The sequence below is a fragment of the Thermovenabulum sp. genome (genome assembly GCF_049723235.1).
In the GTDB taxonomy this organism is placed as follows: Bacteria; Bacillota; Thermosediminibacteria; order Thermosediminibacterales; family Thermosediminibacteraceae; genus Thermovenabulum.
Map to the genome: position 1 here is coordinate 115,375 of NZ_JBNARB010000003.1, position 21,504 is coordinate 136,878.

Sequence of the window (21,504 nt, forward strand, 5' to 3'; positions counted from 1 at the left end):
TAGGATTTTAATTTTAATGAGGGAGGAGTCCTTTTGCTGCTGCCAAAAGAAAAAATTAACAGATTTCTGAGGCATATCATCATGCCGGAAATAAGCGGGCCGGGCCAGAAAAAATTAATAGAATCAAAAGGGCTTGTGGTTTCTCCTTCTCCAGAAAGCGCCATACCATTAGTTTTTTACCTTGCAGCTCTGGGTATTGAAAATTTATACTTTTATTTTAAAAATTATGACGAAAATTACTCCTTTTTAAAGGAAAACCTGAAGGATTTCAACCCTGACCTTAAACTTTCCTTTTTAAGTGAGGAGGAAATTGAAAGCAGCATCGATGAATTAGATTTTTGCGTTCTCTTTGACGAATTTTTTATTCCAGAAAAGTTCAAAGAGGTTCCGGCAGTTTTTGCTTTAACTTCTCCCTGGCGGGGTATAATAAAAACATCAAAGGGCGCCACATTCTTAGAGGAGGAAAATTTGCTATCTCCCGAATCCCTGAAAAAAATAAAGGAAAATTCTACCGGAACAATTTTATCCCGAAGTTTTTCAGGAGCAATTTGTTCTATAGAAGCAGCTAAGCTGGTATTGAAAATAGGAAAGACCCTTGATTCCCCCCTTTATTACGACCTTTTGAATATGGAATTTAACTATGCCTTTGAGCCTGTGAATTCTGAAGAATCCGGATTAATTGAAGAAAATAATTTCCGTGAACTTCTTTCAAAGGCAAGGGTTTTGATAGTTGGCACCGGCGGACTCGGTTCACCCGCTGCCCTTGCCCTTACCCTGGCTGGAGTTGGCACCATCGGCCTTGTGGATAGCGACAACGTAGAAATCAGCAATCTCAACCGGCAGATTTTACATTCCACCTCAAGGATAAATATGCCAAAGGTGGATTCGGCAGAAATTTTCCTTAAAAGGTTGAATCCAAAAATAAATATTAAAAAATACCATACCCGATTTACTCCGGAAAATGCTTTTGAAATAGTAAAAGATTACGACGCAGTGATAGATGGCGTAGATAACCTTCCTACGCGCTATCTTTTAAACGATGTATGTGTAATCAGTAAAAAGCCTCTTGCTGAAGCGGGAGTGTTGCGCTTCGAGGGGCTCGGGATGACAATCGTCCCGGGTAAAGGGCCATGTTACAGGTGCGTATTTCCAAAAATGCCGCCTGCCGGCAGCATTCCCTCCTGTTCCGAAACCGGTATCCTTGGACCCGTACCCGGTGTCCTCGGTTTTATTGAAGCTACCGAAACGGTAAAAATTATTACCGGAGCCGGTAAGCTCTTAAAAGGAAGGCTTGTATTTTTTGATTCTATGGATCTTGACTTCAGGACACCCGAAATAAAAAACAACCCGGAATGCCCTGTTTGCGGCCAGAATCCATCCATAAAAGACCTTAAAGGAGAATACGGATTTATCTGTGAAAATAATAATATTGAGAGGGAGGATTAAATGGAAAAGAAAATTTTTGAAATAAAAGAATCTATACTGGACCTTATAGGAATGACACCTATGGTAAAACTCAACAGGCTATCACCTGAGGATGGAGCCACTATAGCAGCAAAATTGGAATCCTTTAATCCCGGAGGTAGTGTAAAAGACAGAATTGCATATAGTATGATACTGGATGCGGAAAAAAAAGGACTTTTAAAGCCCGGAGATACCATTATCGAACCTACCAGCGGAAATACCGGTATAGGCCTTGCAATGGTATGTGCGGTTAAAGGATATAGACTTGTCCTGGTAATGCCTTCTTCTATGAGCATTGAAAGGAGAAAAATATTAAAAGCCTATGGTGCGGAGCTGGTACTTACTCCTGCGGAACTGGGTATGAGAGGAGCTGTTGAAAAAGCTCTGGAAATCTTAAAGGAAAATCCCGGTTACTTCATGCCTCAGCAGTTTGAAAACCCTGCAAATCCTGAAATTCACGAAAAAACTACAGCTTTGGAAATATTAAATCAAACCGGAGGAAAAATTGACGCCTTCGTAGCCGGTGTGGGAACCGGTGGAACTATTACAGGAGTAAAAAAAGTGTTAAAAGAAGCAATCCCGAATATTAAAATATTTGCCGTGGAGCCGGAAGCCTCACCGGTATTATCCGGCGGAAAACCGGCACCTCATAAAATACAGGGTATCGGAGCCGGGTTTATTCCAAAAGTCCTTGACCTTAACAATATTGATGAGATTATAAAAATTAGCAATGAAGATGCCTTTTTCTATGCAAGAGAGCTTGCATTAAAGGAAGGTATTTTGGCAGGAATTTCCTCCGGAGCGGCTGTTTGCGCTGCAATAAAAGTGGCCAAATCATTAAAGCCGGGCAATCTGGTAGTTACCGTGCTTCCCGATACGGGTGAAAGATATTTGAGCGTGGAGGGACTCTTCCCATCGGAATAAAAAAAATAATAGGAAGCTCAATGAAGCTTCCTATTATTTTTTACTTTTTATCCTCTACAATTTCTTTAATTTTTTCTCTGTATCCGTCCAATGAAGTAGCGATGTTTTCCTGAGAGCTGACGATCTGTTTTAGCACATTAGCGCCTTCCGACAATTCCTCCAGGTTTTTCCTTATATTTAACAGGGTCTTTGTAATATTAGAAGTAGCGGTTGCGGAAGAATTGGTAAGCTTTCCAATTTCCTGGGCAACCACCTGAAAGCCCTTACCGTGCTCCCCCGCTCTTGCCGCTTCAATAGAAGCGTTTATTCCTAGAATTTTAATCATGCTGGTAATATCGTAAATAGTTCTTATGATATCATCCGTCTTTTTAATATCTTCCATGGAGCTGGCAATTGAATCGGAAAAATCATTAAAGGTTTTGGTGATAAGTTTTGAAGAATCATTCAAGGAATTTATATATTCCGATAAATTTTTAAGCATTCCTTTCAAGTTTTCCAAGGAATCCGATAGTTTTTGATTGAGCAGGTTTTGATGTTCTGAAAGCATTGCAATCAGCCTTGCGGCACTCGAATCAATAATATGGGTTTCCTCATTTTTTTCTAAATTAATTATATCCCTTACTTCCTGTCTTCCCGTTAATTCAATTATCACATCGGGTTTTTCCTTTAATATTTCTCTGCAGTCGATAAAGGTATTTATCCCCTTTTCCTTGGCCAGTTTTATACCCGGTGCTTCAACATTTACGTCGCAAATTCCTACTATTTTTACTTCTTTAATCTCAAGAAGAGTTTTTAAAAAATTAGTGCCCCCTCTTCCGGCTCCTATTATCCCGACTTTCAATCTATCTCCCCCGTTACTCAAAATAAAGTAGCAATATTTTCTATTCTACAAAAAAGTTAATAATCCTTTAAAATTTATAAAATAAATTTTCCAAATTGTATATATAGAATTTCAAATAATATAGGAAACTACAACACTTTAAGTCAATTTATCTAATATTTTCCTGCTCTCATTAATAATTTTATCCAGATAATCATTAACCTGGTTCTTAATAGCTGTTTCTTTTAAATAATTAAAATCTATTCTTTGATAATGAATAGCTAAAATTTTTGTTGCCCATTCCTCATCATCAACACTTTGCCAAAATTTCGCTGCTAATAGTCTATCGATAATTAAATCTTCGATCCCTATTACATTTACTTCTAAATCATCAATTTCAACTTTAATGATTTTTTCCAGCGATCCTGCAAGTTCTTCATCAGGTATTTCTATAGCTAAATCTATTTCCTCATTGTACCAATGTCTTTCACCCGGTCTCTTTGTAAAGCCCAATTTTGCCAGTACTTCTTTGGCACTTTCTCTATCATTTATAACTAAATCTATATCCTTAGTAGCATATCCTCCAAGTGTATAAAATTCTAAAGCTCTACCACCTACAAGTATAGGCATTACTTTCTTTTTTCTAAGCATTTCCGTAATAATTGCTGTAAGGATTAGAGCTTTCTTTAAAGGATTATTTTCTTTTTTCAATAATTGTAAATAATCATCTATAAATCTTTCGTCCAATCTAATCTGAACCTCCTCGGTCCAATTTCGACAATTGCACCGGTTTTCAATGCTTTTTCCCATCTTTTATAATCTAATAAAAAAAGTATAAAGGATTCCTCAGGATCCCGGAGTCTTCTCTTTTTTGCTTTATAACCTGACCTTTTGGATTCAAATAAGCTGTATACTTTAAATGAATCCTTTTTTAATTTATTTATATAATCATCAAATTTTAATCTCTCGCCCATTTTTTCCACCTCTTCATAAATTATAGCCTAAATTTTTTAAAATTAAAACAAATTATTCTTATTGAACTTAACAAAATTTGATAAAATATATTTTGCCTATAAATAAAATTCAAGGAGGACATAAAATGGATATTTCAATAATTCTTATAATTGCCCTTTTAGGCATTATTATCGCATTACAAATATTTTCCTTAAACTCAAAAAAAAGGCAGGACCCGGAACTTATAAAAGTGCTGTCCACCCTTGAAAACGGTCAAAAGTATCTGGAAAGTTTGATAAAAGAAGACATTAAAAACAGTAAAGAAGAGACGGCAAATCTGGTTAGCAATTTGGGAAACACTATTTCGATAAATATCAACAACATGAATCTGACACAGCAAAACCTGATCAAAAACTTTTCTGATACCGTTTCTTCCCTGGCTGATAAAACGGAAGAAAGGTTAAATAAAATGAGGGAAACAATTGAAACAAAGCTGAAAGAAATACAGAACGAAAACAGCACAAAGCTTGAACAAATGAGACAGGTGGTCGATGAAAAGCTGCAGTCTACCCTTAATGCCAGAATATCCGAATCCTTCCGGCTGGTCAGCGAAAGGCTGGAACAGGTACATAACGGTCTTGGGGAAATGCAAACCTTGATGAGCGATGTGGGTAGCCTTAAGAAAGTGCTATCTAACATAAAGACCAGAGGAATTCTCGGAGAGGTTCAATTAGAAGGGATAATAGAAGATATTCTATCACCCGGCCAGTTTGAAAAGAACGTAAAAGTAAACCCTCAAAGCAATGAGGTAGTTGAATTTGCCATAAAGATACCCGTCGAAAACGGGCCTTTTAAGAACTACATATGGCTTCCCATTGACGCCAAATTTCCTATGGAAGATTTTGAACGATTGGTTGATGCGGAGGAAAGATGCGATTTAGCAGAAAGTGAAAGATTAAAAAAAGATTTAGAAAACCGCATAAAGCAGTGTGCAAAGGATATCAAGAATAAATACATAAATCCTCCTCATACCACCGATTTTGCCATAATGTTTTTACCTGCAGAAAGTCTTTTTGCTGAAATTTTAAAAAAGCCGGGCTTTATTGAAAATATTCACAGGGAATATAAGGTTTTGATTACCGGTCCTACCACCCTTTCCGGCCTTTTAAACAGCCTGCGGCAGGGTTTCAAAATGTTTGCAATAGAACAAAAAGCGGAAGAGGTATGGAAATTATTAGCGGCAGTAAAATCCGAAATTGGAAAATTTGGCGAACTTTTAGATAAAGTGAATAAAAAACTTCAGGAAGCGCAGAATGTAATAGAAAACGCTTCTAAAAGGACTCGCACTATAGACAGGAAATTAAAAGATGTGGAAGAACTTTCTCATGAGGAATCTCAGGAGATCCTTTCCCTTTTTGCTGTTATGGAAGAGGAAGAATAAAAAAAGTAAAAAGGGCATATAGCAATCTACCTTGCACCAATACTGATAGCTTATTACCCAACCATGATCTTCCGACCATGATAGAGCAGTTCACCACCAGTACTGATGGGCCGTTCGACCACTCAGGATATCTACGCACCTGTATGCAACCTCTCGGCTGCATACAAGCGCATGAAATAGTGGCCAGCTAAATCATAACAAAAAGTTTCAATACCCTGAGTGATCTTAGCTCGACCCGGCATGATAGGTTGGAACCCTGCTGCAATCAAAAATGATCGACTGCAGCAAAGCTTTTCCCCACCATGCAGGATCTGCCCTCCGGCTGCATGCAAGCCTTGTCAGCCTGCATGCAACCTTTGGTCGACCCATATACGACCCCGTAGGATCATATATGAGTCTTAGCTCAACTGCTACATACCCTTTACACTATTTATTGTGACCCATAAAAAAATTAATATGCAGTTATTTTTTGGTAATATTTGTCAAATTATTAAATATTTCGTAAAAAAGCTGCGGTTTTTGCCGCAGCTTTCATTGTTTCTTATTTTGTATTAAATTTATAATTATTTTTGCTGGTATTTTATCAAGTTGGACATCGTTACATATACTCCACCTAAAATTACAACCCACGCTAAAAGCATAAATCCAAGAGCTCCACCGGACATTTATATTTCCTCCCCTCTACGCCTTGTAGGCCTTTTGGGCTGCTGCACCGGGACCATACTTTTTCTGAATAGTGGTATAGGCTTCAATAAACCCAATAATTAATATGGCAAAGAGTAATAGCCTTGCTCCCTGCACCCAGGGGACCAAATTGGGCATCTTTTCTACAAAGCTGGGTACCCATCTGAAATATCCATCATTGATATAGCTTCTTGTGGAAAATACCAGGAGGATTGCTATTGCCAATGGTGTTATCCATTTTATCATAATATTGAAGAACGCGGAGGAAATCTTCCAGTAGCTTCCTCTGTTGATTTCCTCCAAGGATTTCTTTTCACCAAACAGCCATCCTACCACAAATACTTCCAACAAACCTACTACTACCAGGAAGTAAGAACCTACCCAGTTATCAAGTTCTGTAAGGAAAACAAGTTCCGCAGTCTTTGTCAAAACAGGTTCGAGAGCTACGGGTAGACCAATTATTATATAAAGAGCAAAGATCAGCCAGGAACCAATCCTTCTTGGAATATTCAAATCTTCTTCCAAAAGGGCTATCAGGTAGTTATACATGGCTATTGCTGAAGTGAACCCGGCAAAGAAAAGTATCAAGAACCAGAAAGCTCCGAAAATCTGCCCTGCAGGCATCATTCTGAATACGTTAGGCAGCGCTATAAAAGATAAGCCTACGCCCGATTTAATGCCATCCATTCCTAAAAATGTGTAAGCAATGGGTATCGCTATACTTCCACCCAGTATTACTTCCGCAAATTCATTTAAAAAAACCGTTGCAGTAGCCGAAAGCACTATATCATCGTCGGGCTTCAAGTAAGAAGCGTAGTTTTGAATAATTCCCATACCAAGGGATAGTGTAAAGAATATTTGTCCTGCTGCAGCAAGTGCTGACTGCCAGCTCAGTTCATTCCAGTGAGGGCTCCAGAGGTAATCAAGTCCTTTTAACGGCGACCAATCGGGATTTACAGGGGTGCCAAGGGTTAAAGCTCTGATAATCAATATAAATCCGAGAACATATAATGATGGCATCATGACCTTTGCCCAGGCTTCAATACCCTTTTGAACACCACGGGTTAACGCAAGGCCAAGAAGGAAAAGAGCAATTACCCAGAATGTAATCGAAAGACCCGGTGTCTGAATGTAGTTTACGAAAACTTCTCCTGTAGATTTTGCTTTGTCCATGTAACCGCCGGTTAATGAAAGGTAAGAATATCCAAGAGTCCAGCCTATGATCTGTGTATAATAGGCGTTTACAAGGCTAACTACGGAAAATACAAGCATTCCGGCTAAGGATCCAAGTATAGCTGCCGTGGTGTGAGATGTCCTTTCCTTCGACTGCAGATAAACCATGCAGCCTACCGTCCCATGTCCGTACTTACCGCCGTACCTTCCCTGCATCCATTCCACATACATGATAGGAATACCAAGAATTATAAGTGCTGCAAAATAAGGGATCATGAAAGCGCCGCCGCCGTTTTTCGCGGCCTGGTACGGGAAGCGCCAGAAGTTTCCAAGACCTATAGCGTTTCCCGCCATAGCAAGAATAAGTCCAAGTTTTGTTCCCCAGTTCTCTCTGCCTTCTGCCATAAAAAACCTCCCCTTGTTAAAAAATTATTTTTTAATTTAAAATGTTAAAAAGTTGTTTATTATTATACATTAAATCTTCTAAATTTACAATACATGATTTATTATGCGAAATAATCACTCTTTTTCATATTATACTATAAATTTTTCTTTATTTATAATTTTCTGTTGTTTTTCTTTAAAAAAATAATGTTTACTGAATTAATATAATTTTGATTTAAACCAGTTTATACCCGAGTTCGAAAGCTTTCACGTTAATCTCTACGTACTTTTCCGGTACCACCTCCTTAATTACTTTTACAAATTTCTCCTTATTAAAGTACATTACTTTTGCCAATGCCCCGGTTAAAATGATATTTTGAACCCTGACATCGCCAAGCTCCTTTGCTTTTGAAACAGCATCAATGATTATTGCATTTTTAATATTATTTTTTACAAACTCCGTTATGTTTTCGGGATATTCTTCCTTCCCTGCAAGCACCGTGGAAGGAGGTATTTCTAAATCGTTTAAAATTAATGTTCCATCATTGGACAAAAAATCAATATAACGAAGTGCCTCCAATTTTTCAAAGGCGAGTAACACATCGGCTTTCCCTTTTTCTATAACTGGAGAATACACTTTTTCGCCGTACCTGATCTGAGTAACAACACTTCCTCCCCTCTGGGCCATTCCGTGAATCTCTGACATCTTCACATCAAATCCGTGCTCTATCAAAGCCCGGGTTATTACTTTGCCCGAAAGTATAGTCCCCTGCCCGCCTACACCGGAGATAAAAATATTCTTTACCGTCATCTTTCTTCACCCGCCTTTTCAATTGCATCAAAAGGACATACCTGAGCACATACGGAGCAACCTACGCAGCTCAATGGGTTTATTATTGTTTCTTCCCCGTGAATCTGCACCGCAGGGCAGCCTACCTTCAAACACATCTTGCATTTTTTGCATTTTTCCTGATTTACTTTATAAAGCCCCTTAGGCCCTTTTCCTTTTAATAATGCGCACGGCCTTCTTGCTATTATTACCGAGGGTTCGGTTTTATTATTTGCCGCAGTTTTTATAGCATTTTCCACAGCACTTAAATCATAAGAATCTACCGTATAAATGTTCTTAATACCAAGAGCCTTGCAGATTTCCTCCAAGGAAACCGCATATGCAGGTTCATCTTTTGCATTGTATCCGGTTCCGGGATGGTGCTGGTGTCCGGTCATAGCAGTAATGCTATTATCTACGATCATGGTTATGGTATTGCTGTTATTATATACCACATTCATGAGTCCCGTTACGCCGGAATGCAGAAAAGTAGAGTCCCCTATCACGCTTATTACGAGCGGGCTTTCTTTTCCTTCCTGTTCGTATGCCTTTTTAAAACCGTGCCCCATACCAATGCTGGCGCCCATGCACAGAATACTGTCAATTCCCTCCAAAGGCGGTAAAACACCCAGGCTGTAGCAACCGATATCGCTGGTAACTACCGCCTTCATTTTTCGTAAAACATAAAATACTCCTCGATGCGGGCATCCGGCACACAATACAGGAGGTCTCATGGGCAGGTTCCCCTGGGGTTTATAGTAAACTTTTGCCTTACCTGCTCCAAAGGCTTCCCGGATTATTTCAGGAGAAAGTTCTCCAATCGCAGGAATTACCTCTTTTCCAATAATATTTTTATATCCCATGGCTTTTATACTATTTTCTAAATATGGATCAAGTTCTTCGACTACATATACCTTTTCGAATTTATTTACAAATTCCGAAATTAATTTTTCAGGCAGGGGATAGGTCATGGTTAATTTCAATATGCTTATATCATCGCCGAATACTTCTTTTACGTACTGATAACTTACACCGCTGGTTATAATACCGAATTCTTTAATACTACCCCATACAATTTTATTGTACGAAAAGCTTTCACTGAAATCTTTTAAGGCCTTTAATCTTTCTTCTAAATCCAATCTCCTTCTTCTTGCAAATCCGGGGATCATTGCGTATTTTTGCGGATTTTTTTTATAAGCCGCAAGTTCCCTTTTTATTCGCTCTCCCAGCCGGACTATCCCCCTGCTATGGGCAATCCTGGTCGTTATTCTGAATAAAACCGGGATATCGTATTTTTCACTTACTTCCAAGGCTATGCCAATAAGGTCTTTTGCTTCCTGACTATCCGAAGGCTCAAACATGGGAATCCTGGCAAAAGGAGCGTAGTTTCTATTATCCTGTTCATCCTGCGAGCTATGCATACCGGGATCATCGGCACTCACAAGCACGAGCCCTCCATTTACCCCCGTGTAAACAAGGGTAAACAATGGATCCGCAGCTACATTTACCCCTACGTGTTTCATAGAAACTAGGCATCTGGCTCCCGCAAGGCTCGCACCCGCAGCCGATTCTAATGCGACTTTTTCGTTAGGAGCCCATTCTGCATGAATTTCTTTGTATTTTGCTATATTCTCGAGAATTTCGGTACTGGGAGTACCGGGGTATGCAGAAGCAAAGATTACGCCGTATTCGTATGCCCCCCTTGCTATAGCTTCATTTCCGGTTAAAAATTCTTTTTTCAAATCTTTCCACCCCTCTTTACTAAGCATGCCAGAGCAATTGAAGCAAGTTTTGAAAAACTGCTATCTGCCCTGGAGGAAAGGACTATAGGTGCCCTTGCACCCAGGACAATTCCCGCCATCGCTCCATTTGCAAGAAAGGATAAAGATTTCCCCAGGGCATTTCCGGCTTCGATGTCGGGAACGAGCAAAAGATCCGCATCACCGGCTACCGGGCTTTTTATCCCTTTATGAATAGCGGCATCTTTATTTACCGCATTGTCAAGAGCTAAAGGCCCATCAATTAAGGCTCCTTTTATTTGATTTCTTTCTGCCATTTTACTTATTATCGCTGCATCCACGGTAGCGGGCATTTTTAAAGAAACGGTTTCTACAGCGCACAGCACCGCCACTTTGGGTTTTTCATAACCCAAACAATGAAGTGCAAAAATTGCATTTTGCAAAATTGATATTTTCTCTTCCAGCGTTGGTGAAATATTCACTCCCCCATCTGTTAAAAATAATAATTTGTGGTAGGAAGGGACTTCGAAGGCTGCCATGTGGCTGAGTAGTGCTCCCGTTCTGAGCCCCGCTTCCGGGTCCAGGACGGCTTTCATAAAAGCAGCGGTGTCTATAAGCCCTTTCATAAGCACCTCTGCAGCATTTTGAGAAACAAGATTTACTCCTTGCTTTGCTGCCTTTTCGACAGGGCAGTCTAAAATCTCATCTTCTTCAAGCATTAATCCTACCTCTCCTGCCTTTTTTAATATATCTTCTTTTTCCCCTACCAGTATGGGTTTAATAAAACCCATTCCTTTGGCGTCCCTTATAGCTTCAAGCACAGGTTCGTCCGCTGCCTGAATTACGCTTACCTTTACGGGGGGAAAGGCTGCAAGTTTCTCAAATATCTCTTTAAAGTTTTTAATCAACGTAATCACCCCCGTATTCCTGCACTTTTTCTTTTCCATTGATTACCCTTAATGCAGCTTCCGCAAGAGCCAGCATTTCTTCTTCCCCGGGAACCCTTTCTACTTTTGCTATAAAACCCACCCTTTCCTTAATCTTTTCGCAAATGTATTCGGATTTTGCTATTCCGCCGGTAAGGATAATGTAATCCACTTCCCCTTTTAAAACCGTAGCCATTTCCCCGATTGTCTTGGCTATCTGATATATCATAGCATCAAGAATTAGCCTTGCCCTGTTATCTCCACTTTTAGCCCTTTCTTCAACTTCTTTAACATCCTTTGTTTCAAGATATGAATAAATTCCTCCTTCATGAATAAGCTTTTTTATCATTTCTTCCTTCGTGTATTTTCCAGAATAACATAGTTCCACCAGCTCCAGTATCGGAAGGCCGCCGGCTCTTTCGGGGGAAAATGGGCCTTCACAGTTGGCGCTATCCACATCCACCATGCGCCCTTTATTGACCGCTGCTATTGAGATGCCACCGCCGAGATGCGCCACAATAAAATTTTTTTCTTTAAAGGAAAAACCGTATTTTTCTGCGGTGGAAAAAATGACCCTCCTGATATTCAGAGCGTGGGAAAGGCTTTTCCTTTCAATCCCTGCAAGTCCAGAAATCCGTGCCACTTCTTCCATTTCATCCACCGACACCGGATCTATTACATAAGCGGGAATATCGAAATTTTCGCTTATCCTTTTTGCTATAAACGCCGCTACATTTGAAGCATGTTCTCCTGCCACCGCATTTTTTAAATCCGATAACATTAATTCATTAATGGCGTAAACTCCAGCTCTTACCGGTCTTAGAATTCCTCCCCTTGCAGCTATAACATCAAAATCGGAAAAATTTAACCCTCTTTTGAAAAGTGCTTCTTTTATAGCCTTGTACCTTAATTCTTCCTGTTCAATTACTTTATTAAAAGCCTTAAGTTCTTCATAATCGTGCAAAACATTTTCGGTGAGTATCTCCCTGTGATCTTCGAATACGGAAATCTTAGTGGAAGTTGATCCCGGATTAATGGCGAGTATCCTGCTCACCCATATCCCCTTTCCTGTTTGAATTTTATTTTATTAAATTATTAGAGAAATTACAATGGTTTTTATTTTGGAATATAATTTGTTTTCATTCTGCCAATAATATTTATCCTTTCCTCCGCTAACTTATCCGCCACTTTATAGGTGGGGATATTTTCTGCTCTGCTTATCGTAAAGATTTTTAATAAAATATTGTATATAGCTTCGGTCTTTTTCATTACCCTTTCCTTTCTTTTTTCTTTATTTTTCCCTTCTAATTCATCCGCTACCTGAATAAGTCCTCCCGCGTTAATTACGTAATCGGGAGCATATAAAATTCCCATTTGATGAAGCATGTCCCCGTGCTTTTCCTCTAATAACTGGTTATTAGCGGCCCCGGCAATAATTTTGCACTTTAACTTTTTTATCGTCTCGTCGTTTATTATTCCACCGCGGGCACAGGGTGAAAAAATATCGCAATCTACTTCGTAAATTTCTTCTGCAGAAACAGCCTTTATAAAGGGGTATTTCTGCAACAACTTTGTAACATTTTCTTCGCTTATATCCGTAACAGTTATATCTTTTACTCCTTCATTAACGAGAAAATCCACAAGTATAGAGCCTACTTTACCGATACCCTGAATTGCGATTTTTCTTCCCATCAAAGAAGCATCATTATAAACTACTTTGCAGGCAGCTTTCATACCCATATAAACACCGTAGGCTGTGGGTTCTGCCGAATTTCCGCTTCCGCCGTATTCTTCGGGCAGACCTACCATATAATCCGATTCCCTGCTGGCATAGACAAAATCCATCCCGGTTGTCCCAAGATCCGTGCCGGTGAAATAACGCCCTTTCAGCATCTGTACAAACCTTCCCAGAGCTCTAAAAAGCCCTTCGGATTTATCCTTTTTTGGATCCCCTATTATGACCGTCTTTCCTCCGCCAAAATCCGTATCAGCTATAGCGCACTTATAGGTCATTCCTTTTGCAAGCCTCATGGCGTCAAAAAGGGCTTCGTCTTCAGTCTCATAAGGCCACATGCGGCAACCGCCGAGAGCGGGACCCAAGGTGGTATCATGAATAGCTATTATCGCTTTAAGTCCGGTGGTTTTGTCGTAATTGAAAATAATCTGCTCAAACCCGTGTTTTTCCATCTCTTTAAATATATCTATTTTCATCCTTATTCCCCCATTATTATTTTTAAAAAGTTTTTCAGCTTATATTTTAAATTAAGCAATAATTGTGCCACAATTAAGAATAAGATAAAAATGACAAAAGGTTTTGATAACGTTTATTTTAATATACATTTTTTGTATACTTTTATTTACTTTTTATTCGCCCGGCTAAACAAACAAAAAAAGAGAACAAAAAATGTATAATTTTGTTCTCTTTTAATTCGCCTTTTCATCAATTTTTAAATAAAGCGACCTACGGGTAATCCCGAGTTCCCTTGCTATATCCACTTTCTTCTTTTTACCTTTAAGGTAATAATCAAAGACCTTTTTCTCAAATTCTTTTTTAATTTCCTTCCATTTTTTATTCTTTATATTTATGGAAATGACGCCATCTTCTTCTTTATTTTTCTCCTCTTTTAAAATATTGATGGGGGGAAGGTGTTCCTTTTTTATTTCCTTTTCCGAAATATCCATATTTATCATTGCTCTGCTGATGACATTTTCCAGTTCTCTGACATTACCCGGCCAATCATAGGAAAAAAGCAGTTTCAATGCCTCATCGGATATATTATTTACACCTCTGCCGTATTTTTGATTCAGCCTTTTTAAAATATGACGGCAAAGAAGGGGTATATCTTCTTTTCTTTCCCTGAGGGGCGGTATTTTAATCGATAATACATCCAACCGGTAAAATAAGTCCTTCCTGAAGTTACCCGCTTTTACCTCCTCCTCTAAATCCCTGTTGGTCGCGGCTATTACCCTTACGTCTACCTTTCTTGGTACCGTAGCCCCTACCCTTATTACTTCCTGTTCCTGTAAAACTCTTAATAATTTCGCCTGTGCCGGCAGGGAAAGTTCGCTTACTTCATCGAGAAATATGGTGCCGCCATCAGCTTCTTCAAAATAACCTTTTTTACCCTTTTTAAGGGAACCGGTAAAAGCTCCTCCTTCATAGCCAAAAAGTTCACTTTCCAGAAGATCCTTATTAATAGCAGCACAGTTTACCCTTACAAAAGGACCCTGGGACCTTTTGCTAAGGTTGTGTATGGCATGGGCAAAAAGTTCCTTCCCTGTACCACTTTCCCCGGAAATCAATACTGTAGCAAAAAATTCTGCACAGGCTTTTGCCCTTTCTTTTGCTTTTATAATAGCTTCACTTTTTCCGACAATATCATCAATGGTATAAGTGGGTTGGAGGTTCTTAAGAAGCTGGTTTTTATGCTCCAATTCCCTGGAAAGTCTTTTTATTTCGGAAATGTCGTGCATAACACCGACGCTGCCCACCAGCTCTCCATCGAGAAATATTGGGGTAGCACTGCAAAGGACTTCCTTTTTTTCCGGCCCTACCCTCCTTAGTTCATTCAAGATAGGGCGCTTTTCTTTCAAAGATTTCATTAAAATACTTTCCTTTTCCGCAATATCTATATTGGCAGGTTTCCCCAGTACATCCTCCTGAGAAAGTCCACTGATTTCGGTATAAGCCCGGTTTACCATCACGCATAAGCCCTTCTCATCCGTTACCATTACAGCGTCAGGTATAAGGGAAATAATTGTTTTTAATAACTGAGCCACATGTTCCGAATTTCCGTTTAACTTTACCGTCATTTTATCACCCGTATACAATTTTATACTTTTTTAAATTAATTGTATATACTTTTATTTATTTCGTAAATCCTTAACCCTTTTTGCCTTTCCCTCAAATCTGGCAAGGCTTTTGGGTTCTACCAGTTTTACATTTGCATCGATTTGAATAACCGAGCGCAATTTATTTTTAATAAGATTCCTGAGCTCTTCCAGCTTATGATATTCATCCAAAACATCGGGGTCTGCCAGCTCCACATTTACCGTCAATTCATCTAAATGTCCTTTTTTGGTAACTACTATCTCATAATGGGGCCCTATGCCCTTTATGCTCATAAGAACGCTTTCAATCTGAGAAGGATATACATTCACACCCCTTATAATAAGCATGTCATCGGTTCTTCCTTCTACAGAGCTCATTTTTACCAATGTCCTGCCACACTTGCAGGGCTCCGGATTTAAGCTCGTTATATCCCTTGTTCTATATCTTAAAAGGGGCATTGCCTCTTTGGTAAGGGTGGTAATGACCAGTTCTCCTTTCTGTCCGTAATCCAGCACCTTCCCGGTATTGGGGTCAATTATTTCCGCCAGAAAATGGTCCTCGGCAATGTGAAGACCATCTTTTTCTTCACATTCTCCCGATACCCCCGGTCCTATTATTTCACTCAGTCCGTAATTCTCGGTAGCGTTTATTCCAAAGAGTCGTTCAATTTCCTTCCTCATCTCTTTTGTGGAACCTTCAGCTCCAAAAAGGCCAAGCCTTAATTTTAAATCTCCCTTCTTAATGCCCATCTCCATCGCCACTTCCGCCATATATAGGGCATAAGAAGGTGTACTTACGAGAACGGTGGAGCCGAAGTCCTTCATGATAGTTATTTGCCTTTCGGTATTCCCGCTGGAGATGGGGACTACCGTTGCTCCTATTTTCTCCAGTCCGTAATGCAGGCCAAAAGCCCCGGTAAAAAGCCCGTAACTAAAAGCAATCTGTGCCACATCCTCTTCCCTGACTCCTGCCATATAAGCAATCCTCGCCACCAGTTCCGACCAGGTATCCAGATCCTTTTTTGTATATCCCACCACTGTAGGCCTTCCGGTCGTCCCCGAGGACGCATGAAGCCTTACCACCTTTTTTAGAGGTACCGCAAACATCCCATAGGGATAGCTCTCCCTTAAATCCTCTTTAGTAGTAAAGGGTATTTTTTCTATATCCTTTAAATTTTTTATATGCTCAGGCTTTAATCCGATATTGTCAAAGGTTTTTTTGTAAAAAGGTACATTTTCATAAGCGTAATTTACTATTTTTTTTAACCGTTCAAGCTGCAATTCTTCCAATTTTTTTCTCGGCATAGATTCAATCTCTTTAAAAAGCATTCTTTAAATCCCCCTCGCTAATTTATTTTATTAAGTTTTATCTAAAATAAAATTTTTACCGAATAAAAAAACTCGCCCCAAAAAGGGGCGAGTTTCCTCGCGGTACCACCCTACTTGATTTATTCCGGTAAACCGGAATAAATCCCCTCATGTTCCTTTAACGCGGAAAACGGCCCGGCCTACTTTTTTTCAGCCTGCGGTTACGGGAATGTACTTCATCCGCAAACCTGCCGGCTCGCACCCACCGCCAGCTCTCTTATAAGGTATTACGGACTACTCTTTCCCTCATTACCTTTATCCGATTAAATTATTACTTTATAAAATCGTTCAAATGTTATTAATTATTTTAATGCTATCGATTCTTATTTGTCAAGGGGGATTTAGAAGAACCCCAGAGCTCTTTTGAGAATTTTTGCGCTGCCTCTTTTACCAAGACAGCAAAATAATCTAAATCCCTTTTCCCCTCATCTATTCTAAATTTTGGTATTGCTATACTCATGGCTGCAATTGGCTCTCCATGCCTGTTAATTACAGGTGAAGCAACGCATATTAATCCTTGCACATATTCTTCATTATCAATGCTGTATCCTCTTTCTCTGATCTTTTTTAGTTCTCTCATTAATTTATTTAAATCATTAATAGTATTTGGAGTAAATTTTTTCAGGGGTTCGTCTTTTAAAAGCTCCAGCACTTTTTGTTCGCTCATATATGCCAGTATGGCTTTCCCCAACCCGGTACAATAGCACGGAAGCTTTTTACCGATTTCCAATGCTACTTTTATAGTTTCGCTACTTTCAATTTTATCAATGTACATCACATATTTTCCATCTAAAATTGCAAGATTAACCGTCTCATGACTTTTTTCAGCAAGCTCCTCCAAATAAGGCTGTGCCTGACGTCTTAACCCCAATCTTTCAATTGTCCTATTCCCCATTTCAAACAGTTTGAAACTGTTAGAATACCTTCGGTCTTTATCATTCTGAATTACATAACCTTTTTCTCTTAAAGTAGTTATCAATCGGTGGACGGTGGTTTTTTCCAATCCAAGTTTTGTACTTATTTCTTTAATGCTGAGTTCTCCTTCTTCATCAAGAAGCTCAATTATCTCAAGTGCTTTTATTACCGACTTTACCAAATTTTTATTATCCATATTTCCTCCTATAATAAATGATCAAGCCCTAATTCGGCTAACTTTTCCTTGGTAGGCACCCCTTCTTCAGACCAGTTCCTAAGCCTGTAGTACTCCACCAGCATCCTATTGATATAAGGTATTACTCCCGCCGTCCTACCGGTTTTCTTGTCGTGAATACCAAGCCTTGGTGGCAAGCAATCATCTTTCCTTGTAACCCCAAGCTTAAAATTAAACATCCTTTTTAAATTAAAGTTCCTTTCTCCCACTTTTATGAGTAAACTTTCATTAAATGATTGACCGCTTACGCTTGATAACCAATCCGCTATTATATTAGGACCTACTTTACCCCTTATCAAAAATTTACATAAACCTGAAGCATTAAAAATTTCCATATAGTTTTGCATTAGAACGGCAATCTCTGCTTTGTTTTCTGCACCGTGAAAGTCGTAATCTTTATGAAACCCTAAGGATGATAATGGAAATACTCCTTGTTCAGCCATATAGCTCAAAGCTTCTAAATGACATGCTCCACGGTTTGCAGTAGCATAGTTTACCGCCATTGACGTAAAAGCTCTCGGATCATGGTACGCACATTCCAATCCCTTAGTCTCTACAGCAAACTCCTTTGCCAGCCCTCCTATTTCATTTGATGCACGTTTAACCCCTTGCCCTAAAAACTTTCCAAAAGCAGTGTTTTGACCTATAAGCTCTACTAATTTTATAATAACTTCTCCATTTCCCCAATTCAATTCCAATCCACCGGTATCTTTTTTACTTATTAATCCATTTTCGTAACATTCCATTGCCCAAGCAATCACAGATGATGTGGATATAGTATCAAGACCATATCTATTGCAAAGGTCATTAGCTGCTATTATTACGTTGATATCATCGTTTAGAAGATTTGCACCAAAGCCGGCGCAGGTCTCATACTCAGGTCCATGGGCTATCGTTTCCTTGTAGGGACCTATAAAAACCTTTACATCTTTTCCGCACCTTATGGGACATGCAAAGCACCCGTAATGTCCTGCAAATGCAGTTTTTGCTATATACTGCCCACAGGTCTTTGAAGCTCCTTCTTCCCAGGCTCCAAGAGACCAGTTCCTTATAGGGAGGTCTCCAAACGCTTCCACGGCCTGGACTCCACCTGCAGTCCCAAATTCTCCCAACATCTTCGTGTTGTTTTTGATAGTTTGTAAGATCTCCTTCATATTTTTCATCAATCTTTCTTTGTCAGCTAAATTTGGCTTTTTAGTGCCTTTTACTGCAATAGCCTTTATATTTTTAGAACCCATTACCGCCCCTATTCCAATCCTTCCTGCAGCCCTGGCTTCCACACCACCTACTATAATCGAAGATATCAATACCATCTTTTCTCCAGCAGGCCCTATGGAGGCTACTTGAAATTTTTCTCCTTCTTTTTTCCTTATTACTTCTGTCGTCCTGTATGTATCATACCCCCATAAATAACCGGCATCCTTTATTTCGACTTTTTCGTCTTCTATGACGATATAAATTGGGTTATTAGATTTTCCCCTAAGTATTATGCCATCATAACCTGCCTTTTTTAATTCTGCTCCAAAGTACCCTCCTACCGTAGCCTCTCCCCAATATCCTGTAAGGGGAGATTTTGCGCATATGCTCATTTTACAGCTGGTAGGTGCAGGGGTACCCGTGAGCATCCCGGTCATAAAAATAAGTACATTATCGTTACCTAATGGATCTACATTGTAAATTTTTTCCTCATACATCAACCTTGCGGCAAGTCCTGAACCTCCAAGATGTTCAAGCCAAAGATTTTTCGGCAATTCTTTCTCTGCTATTTCCTTTTTCCCTAAATCAACTTCTAAAACTTTGCCCCAAATTCCATATATCATAAAATCTTAACCTCCTTTACAGTAAAACCCTTTTGTCATAAGTCTCTTCGATTGTCAAAACAAGGTTTGTAAGCACTTTATTTACAGGAGTAGGAATACCCAAAATTTCCCCTTCTCTAACAACCGCCCCATTAATTACATCAATTTCCGTCTTTCTTTTTTTAATAATATCTTGAAGCATTGAAGAAATATTTTCTTTTGTAAGCTTGCAAACTTCCTTTACCTTTTCTACCGGGTCTGCGTAAACAATTTTTATACCTTTCGCTTTTGCTACCTCTACAGCTTCATATACAGCCATCTTCAATATCTCTTCAGAAGCAGGATGGTTAACTATTTCTCCGTTTTTTACACCGATTATTGCAGTAATAGCATTTATTCCAACGTTAATTATCAATTTGCTCCACATGAGACTCATTATATCATCCTTTATACAGCATTTTATTCCCGCTTTATTGAAAAGCTCTTCTATAGTTTTAAGCCTTTCTGTAATCCTCCCGTCAATTTCACCTATTAAAGTCTCCCCTTCCCCTGCGTGTCTTATATGTGCAGGTCCTATCAAAGTAGACCCCTGGGATGTTACTCCCGCTATTACTCTTTTTTCTCCCACCATTTTTTGCAATTTTTCCACATTCCCCAGCCCGTTCTGTAAGGTAATAACTACCGTTTTTTCCCCGATCAAAGAAATAGAGTTTTTTATAGCTTCCTCCGTATGCGTAGACTTAACAAAAACAATTACCAAATCCGCTTCCCCAACCTCTTTTGCATCAGTAGTCGCCTTAATATTTGTTATATTTTTTTCTCCTTTTATCCCTTCTATTAAAAGCCCTTTTTCATTTATAGCCTTCACATGTTCTTCCCATACATCCAAAAGCCATACTTCATTTTTTCCTACAGCCAATAGTCCTCCAAACAGACACCCCATTGCTCCAGCTCCCAGCACAGCAATCTTCATTTTTAATCACCTCATGTTTTTTCTTTTATGTCTTTATAAGATTTTATTCCTCCTATTCCTCCGGCATTGACAACAGCTTTAATGACAGCCTGTGCCATTACCTCACAGGCTAAGCTCCCAACAAGGTTTATGTCTGCCTTTAAATCGGAAGTAGAAAGGGCATATATAGTATCCCCATCATACATGGTATGACAGGGCCTTATAGTTTTTGCAAAGCCGTTATGAGCCATAGATGCAACTTTTTTCGCTTCAGCTTTTGTAAGCCTTGCATTTGTCGCAACAACACCTATTGTTGTGTTTCCTATGAATACATTTTTATTTTGTTGATTCACACCAATGCTTTCCATTATTTTCAATGTATCCGCGAAATCCTCTAAATTATCTTTTAAAGCACCTGCGATGATTTGCCCGTTTCCGGGGTCAACAACATCTCCGAAGGCATTGACGGCAACAATTGCCCCTACCACCAGATCCCCCACCCTTTTTGCAAAGGTGCCAAGTCCGCTTTTCATGCAGTTTTTCATTCCCAATATTTTTCCCACCGTTGCCCCGGTCCCCGCTCCCACATTTCCTTCCTCAATGTATTCATCAGTAGCTATTTCACAGGCTTTATACCCCATCTCTTTGTCAGGCCTTACTTTATAATCTCCAACCGTGAGGTCGAACAGTACAGAAGCGGGCACAATGGGTACATGAGTAACACCCACATCAAATCCTATGCCTTTTTCCTCTAAATACTGCATAACCCCCGATGCACCATCCAATCCGAAAGCACTGCCGCCCGCAAGGAACACCGCATGGACTTTTTCCACAAGGTTTTCAGGCCTTAAAAGATCGGTTTCCCTGCTTCCCGGTGCCCCTCCTCTTACATCAACACCGCAAACAGCTCCTCTTTCGCATAAAATAACTGTACAGCCCGTCAGTGCTTCCAAATCACTTATTTGACCTACCTTTATACCCGGAACTTCTAAAATGGTATTTTCTTTTGTTTTCATCAAACCACTCTCCCCGTATTCCATATTCCATTCGCACTTTTGTTACCCAT

The 21,504-nt window shown here is 39.4% G+C and carries 20 protein-coding genes and 1 other annotated feature; of the genes, 3 read left to right on the forward strand and 17 right to left on the reverse strand.

Features of this window, described 5'->3' with window-relative positions; translation table 11 throughout:
* Positions 1-33: 33 nt before the first annotated feature.
* Both ACPLOV_RS02750 and cysK read left to right on the forward strand, forming a co-directional pair.
* Entirely contained in the window at positions 34-1,446 is a 1,413-nt protein-coding gene (locus ACPLOV_RS02750; RefSeq protein ID WP_424910580.1) for a HesA/MoeB/ThiF family protein, read from the forward strand.
* Positions 1,447-2,388, forward strand: a complete 942-nt coding sequence (cysK, locus tag ACPLOV_RS02755; RefSeq protein WP_424908596.1) for a cysteine synthase A — start codon at positions 1,447-1,449, stop codon at positions 2,386-2,388.
* 40 nt (positions 2,389-2,428) lie between these two features.
* Here the strand turns inward: cysK and ACPLOV_RS02760 are convergent, their stop codons facing one another.
* The 3 genes from ACPLOV_RS02760 to ACPLOV_RS02770 all read right to left on the reverse strand — a co-directional run bounded on the left by ACPLOV_RS02760 (position 2,429) and on the right by ACPLOV_RS02770 (position 4,182).
* Positions 2,429-3,229 (reverse strand): methyl-accepting chemotaxis protein, encoded by an 801-nt coding sequence (locus ACPLOV_RS02760; protein ID WP_424910582.1) that lies wholly within the window; start codon positions 3,227-3,229, stop codon positions 2,429-2,431.
* Positions 3,230-3,367: 138 nt separating this feature from the next.
* Complete coding sequence (locus ACPLOV_RS02765; protein WP_424908598.1) at positions 3,368-3,955, reverse strand: DUF6036 family nucleotidyltransferase; 588 nt, start codon at positions 3,953-3,955, stop codon at positions 3,368-3,370.
* On the reverse strand, positions 3,937-4,182 hold the full coding sequence (locus tag ACPLOV_RS02770) for a hypothetical protein (RefSeq protein WP_424910583.1): 246 nt from the start codon (positions 4,180-4,182) through the stop codon (positions 3,937-3,939). Before ACPLOV_RS02770 ends, ACPLOV_RS02765 begins: the two co-directional genes overlap by 19 nt.
* 125 nt (positions 4,183-4,307) lie before the next feature.
* Between ACPLOV_RS02770 and ACPLOV_RS02775 the strand changes: the two genes are divergently transcribed.
* Positions 4,308-5,603, forward strand: coding sequence for a DNA recombination protein RmuC (locus tag ACPLOV_RS02775; protein ID WP_424910584.1), 1,296 nt, complete (start codon positions 4,308-4,310; stop codon positions 5,601-5,603).
* A 225-nt stretch (positions 5,604-5,828) separates the two neighbouring features.
* Here the strand turns inward: ACPLOV_RS02775 and ACPLOV_RS02780 are convergent, their stop codons facing one another.
* The 14 genes from ACPLOV_RS02780 to ACPLOV_RS02845 form a co-directional block, all read right to left on the reverse strand.
* Positions 5,829-5,972 (reverse strand): hypothetical protein, encoded by a 144-nt coding sequence (locus ACPLOV_RS02780; RefSeq protein ID WP_424908601.1) that lies wholly within the window; start codon positions 5,970-5,972, stop codon positions 5,829-5,831.
* Between the two features lie 194 nt (positions 5,973-6,166).
* Complete coding sequence (locus ACPLOV_RS02785; protein WP_157074761.1) at positions 6,167-6,268, reverse strand: MetS family NSS transporter small subunit; 102 nt, start codon at positions 6,266-6,268, stop codon at positions 6,167-6,169.
* A gap of 16 nt (positions 6,269-6,284) precedes the next feature.
* Positions 6,285-7,865: a sodium-dependent transporter gene (locus ACPLOV_RS02790; RefSeq protein WP_424910585.1), complete on the reverse strand. Its 1,581-nt coding sequence runs from the start codon at positions 7,863-7,865 to the stop codon at positions 6,285-6,287.
* A gap of 214 nt (positions 7,866-8,079) precedes the next feature.
* Positions 8,080-8,655 carry an indolepyruvate oxidoreductase subunit beta gene (locus ACPLOV_RS02795; RefSeq protein WP_424910586.1) on the reverse strand — a complete coding sequence of 192 codons (576 nt, stop codon included), beginning with the start codon at positions 8,653-8,655 and terminating at the stop codon, positions 8,080-8,082.
* Complete coding sequence (gene iorA, locus ACPLOV_RS02800; RefSeq protein WP_424908604.1) at positions 8,652-10,415, reverse strand: indolepyruvate ferredoxin oxidoreductase subunit alpha; 1,764 nt, start codon at positions 10,413-10,415, stop codon at positions 8,652-8,654. Before iorA ends, ACPLOV_RS02795 begins: the two co-directional genes overlap by 4 nt.
* Positions 10,412-11,317 (reverse strand): bifunctional enoyl-CoA hydratase/phosphate acetyltransferase, encoded by a 906-nt coding sequence (locus ACPLOV_RS02805; RefSeq protein WP_424908615.1) that lies wholly within the window; start codon positions 11,315-11,317, stop codon positions 10,412-10,414. The genes iorA and ACPLOV_RS02805 overlap by 4 nt, the downstream gene beginning before the upstream one ends.
* Positions 11,313-12,392, reverse strand: a complete 1,080-nt coding sequence (buk, locus tag ACPLOV_RS02810) for a butyrate kinase (RefSeq protein WP_424908606.1) — start codon at positions 12,390-12,392, stop codon at positions 11,313-11,315. Before buk ends, ACPLOV_RS02805 begins: the two co-directional genes overlap by 5 nt.
* 62 nt (positions 12,393-12,454) lie before the next feature.
* A complete protein-coding gene (locus ACPLOV_RS02815) occupies positions 12,455-13,549 on the reverse strand; it encodes a Glu/Leu/Phe/Val dehydrogenase dimerization domain-containing protein (RefSeq protein WP_424908607.1) in 1,095 nt (364 codons plus the stop codon).
* A 213-nt stretch (positions 13,550-13,762) separates the two neighbouring features.
* Complete coding sequence (locus tag ACPLOV_RS02820) at positions 13,763-15,151, reverse strand: sigma-54 interaction domain-containing protein (protein WP_424908608.1); 1,389 nt, start codon at positions 15,149-15,151, stop codon at positions 13,763-13,765.
* A gap of 51 nt (positions 15,152-15,202) precedes the next feature.
* Positions 15,203-16,498, reverse strand: coding sequence for a phenylacetate--CoA ligase family protein (locus ACPLOV_RS02825; RefSeq protein ID WP_424910587.1), 1,296 nt, complete (start codon positions 16,496-16,498; stop codon positions 15,203-15,205).
* 80 nt (positions 16,499-16,578) lie between these two features.
* Positions 16,579-16,796: a binding site (T-box leader), on the reverse strand.
* Positions 16,797-16,850: 54 nt separating this feature from the next.
* Positions 16,851-17,648 (reverse strand): IclR family transcriptional regulator, encoded by a 798-nt coding sequence (locus ACPLOV_RS02830; protein ID WP_424908610.1) that lies wholly within the window; start codon positions 17,646-17,648, stop codon positions 16,851-16,853.
* Positions 17,649-17,656: 8 nt separating this feature from the next.
* A complete protein-coding gene (locus ACPLOV_RS02835; RefSeq protein WP_424908611.1) occupies positions 17,657-19,507 on the reverse strand; it encodes an aldehyde ferredoxin oxidoreductase family protein in 1,851 nt (616 codons plus the stop codon).
* 16 nt (positions 19,508-19,523) lie between these two features.
* Complete coding sequence (locus ACPLOV_RS02840) at positions 19,524-20,459, reverse strand: ketopantoate reductase family protein (RefSeq protein ID WP_424908612.1); 936 nt, start codon at positions 20,457-20,459, stop codon at positions 19,524-19,526.
* 11 nt (positions 20,460-20,470) lie between these two features.
* Positions 20,471-21,454 carry a P1 family peptidase gene (locus ACPLOV_RS02845; protein WP_424910588.1) on the reverse strand — a complete coding sequence of 328 codons (984 nt, stop codon included), beginning with the start codon at positions 21,452-21,454 and terminating at the stop codon, positions 20,471-20,473.
* Positions 21,455-21,504 lie beyond the last annotated feature (50 nt).

Coding starts and splice junctions, on each gene's coding strand:
- ACPLOV_RS02845 (WP_424910588.1), bottom strand. CDS start 21,454: ATGAAAACAAAAGAAAATACCATTTTAGAAGTTCCGGGTATAAAGGTA.
- ACPLOV_RS02795 (WP_424910586.1), bottom strand. CDS start 8,655: ATGACGGTAAAGAATATTTTTATCTCCGGTGTAGGCGGGCAGGGGACT.
- ACPLOV_RS02775 (WP_424910584.1), top strand. CDS start 4,308: ATGGATATTTCAATAATTCTTATAATTGCCCTTTTAGGCATTATTATC.
- ACPLOV_RS02840 (WP_424908612.1), bottom strand. CDS start 20,459: ATGAAGATTGCTGTGCTGGGAGCTGGAGCAATGGGGTGTCTGTTTGGA.
- ACPLOV_RS02815 (WP_424908607.1), bottom strand. CDS start 13,549: ATGAAAATAGATATATTTAAAGAGATGGAAAAACACGGGTTTGAGCAG.
- ACPLOV_RS02785 (WP_157074761.1), bottom strand. CDS start 6,268: ATGTCCGGTGGAGCTCTTGGATTTATGCTTTTAGCGTGGGTTGTAATT.
- ACPLOV_RS02820 (WP_424908608.1), bottom strand. CDS start 15,151: ATGACGGTAAAGTTAAACGGAAATTCGGAACATGTGGCTCAGTTATTA.
- ACPLOV_RS02825 (WP_424910587.1), bottom strand. CDS start 16,498: ATGCTTTTTAAAGAGATTGAATCTATGCCGAGAAAAAAATTGGAAGAA.
- ACPLOV_RS02835 (WP_424908611.1), bottom strand. CDS start 19,507: ATGATATATGGAATTTGGGGCAAAGTTTTAGAAGTTGATTTAGGGAAA.
- ACPLOV_RS02770 (WP_424910583.1), bottom strand. CDS start 4,182: ATGGGCGAGAGATTAAAATTTGATGATTATATAAATAAATTAAAAAAG.
- ACPLOV_RS02780 (WP_424908601.1), bottom strand. CDS start 5,972: ATGGGTCGACCAAAGGTTGCATGCAGGCTGACAAGGCTTGCATGCAGC.
- ACPLOV_RS02790 (WP_424910585.1), bottom strand. CDS start 7,865: ATGGCAGAAGGCAGAGAGAACTGGGGAACAAAACTTGGACTTATTCTT.
- ACPLOV_RS02830 (WP_424908610.1), bottom strand. CDS start 17,648: ATGGATAATAAAAATTTGGTAAAGTCGGTAATAAAAGCACTTGAGATA.
- cysK (WP_424908596.1), top strand. CDS start 1,447: ATGGAAAAGAAAATTTTTGAAATAAAAGAATCTATACTGGACCTTATA.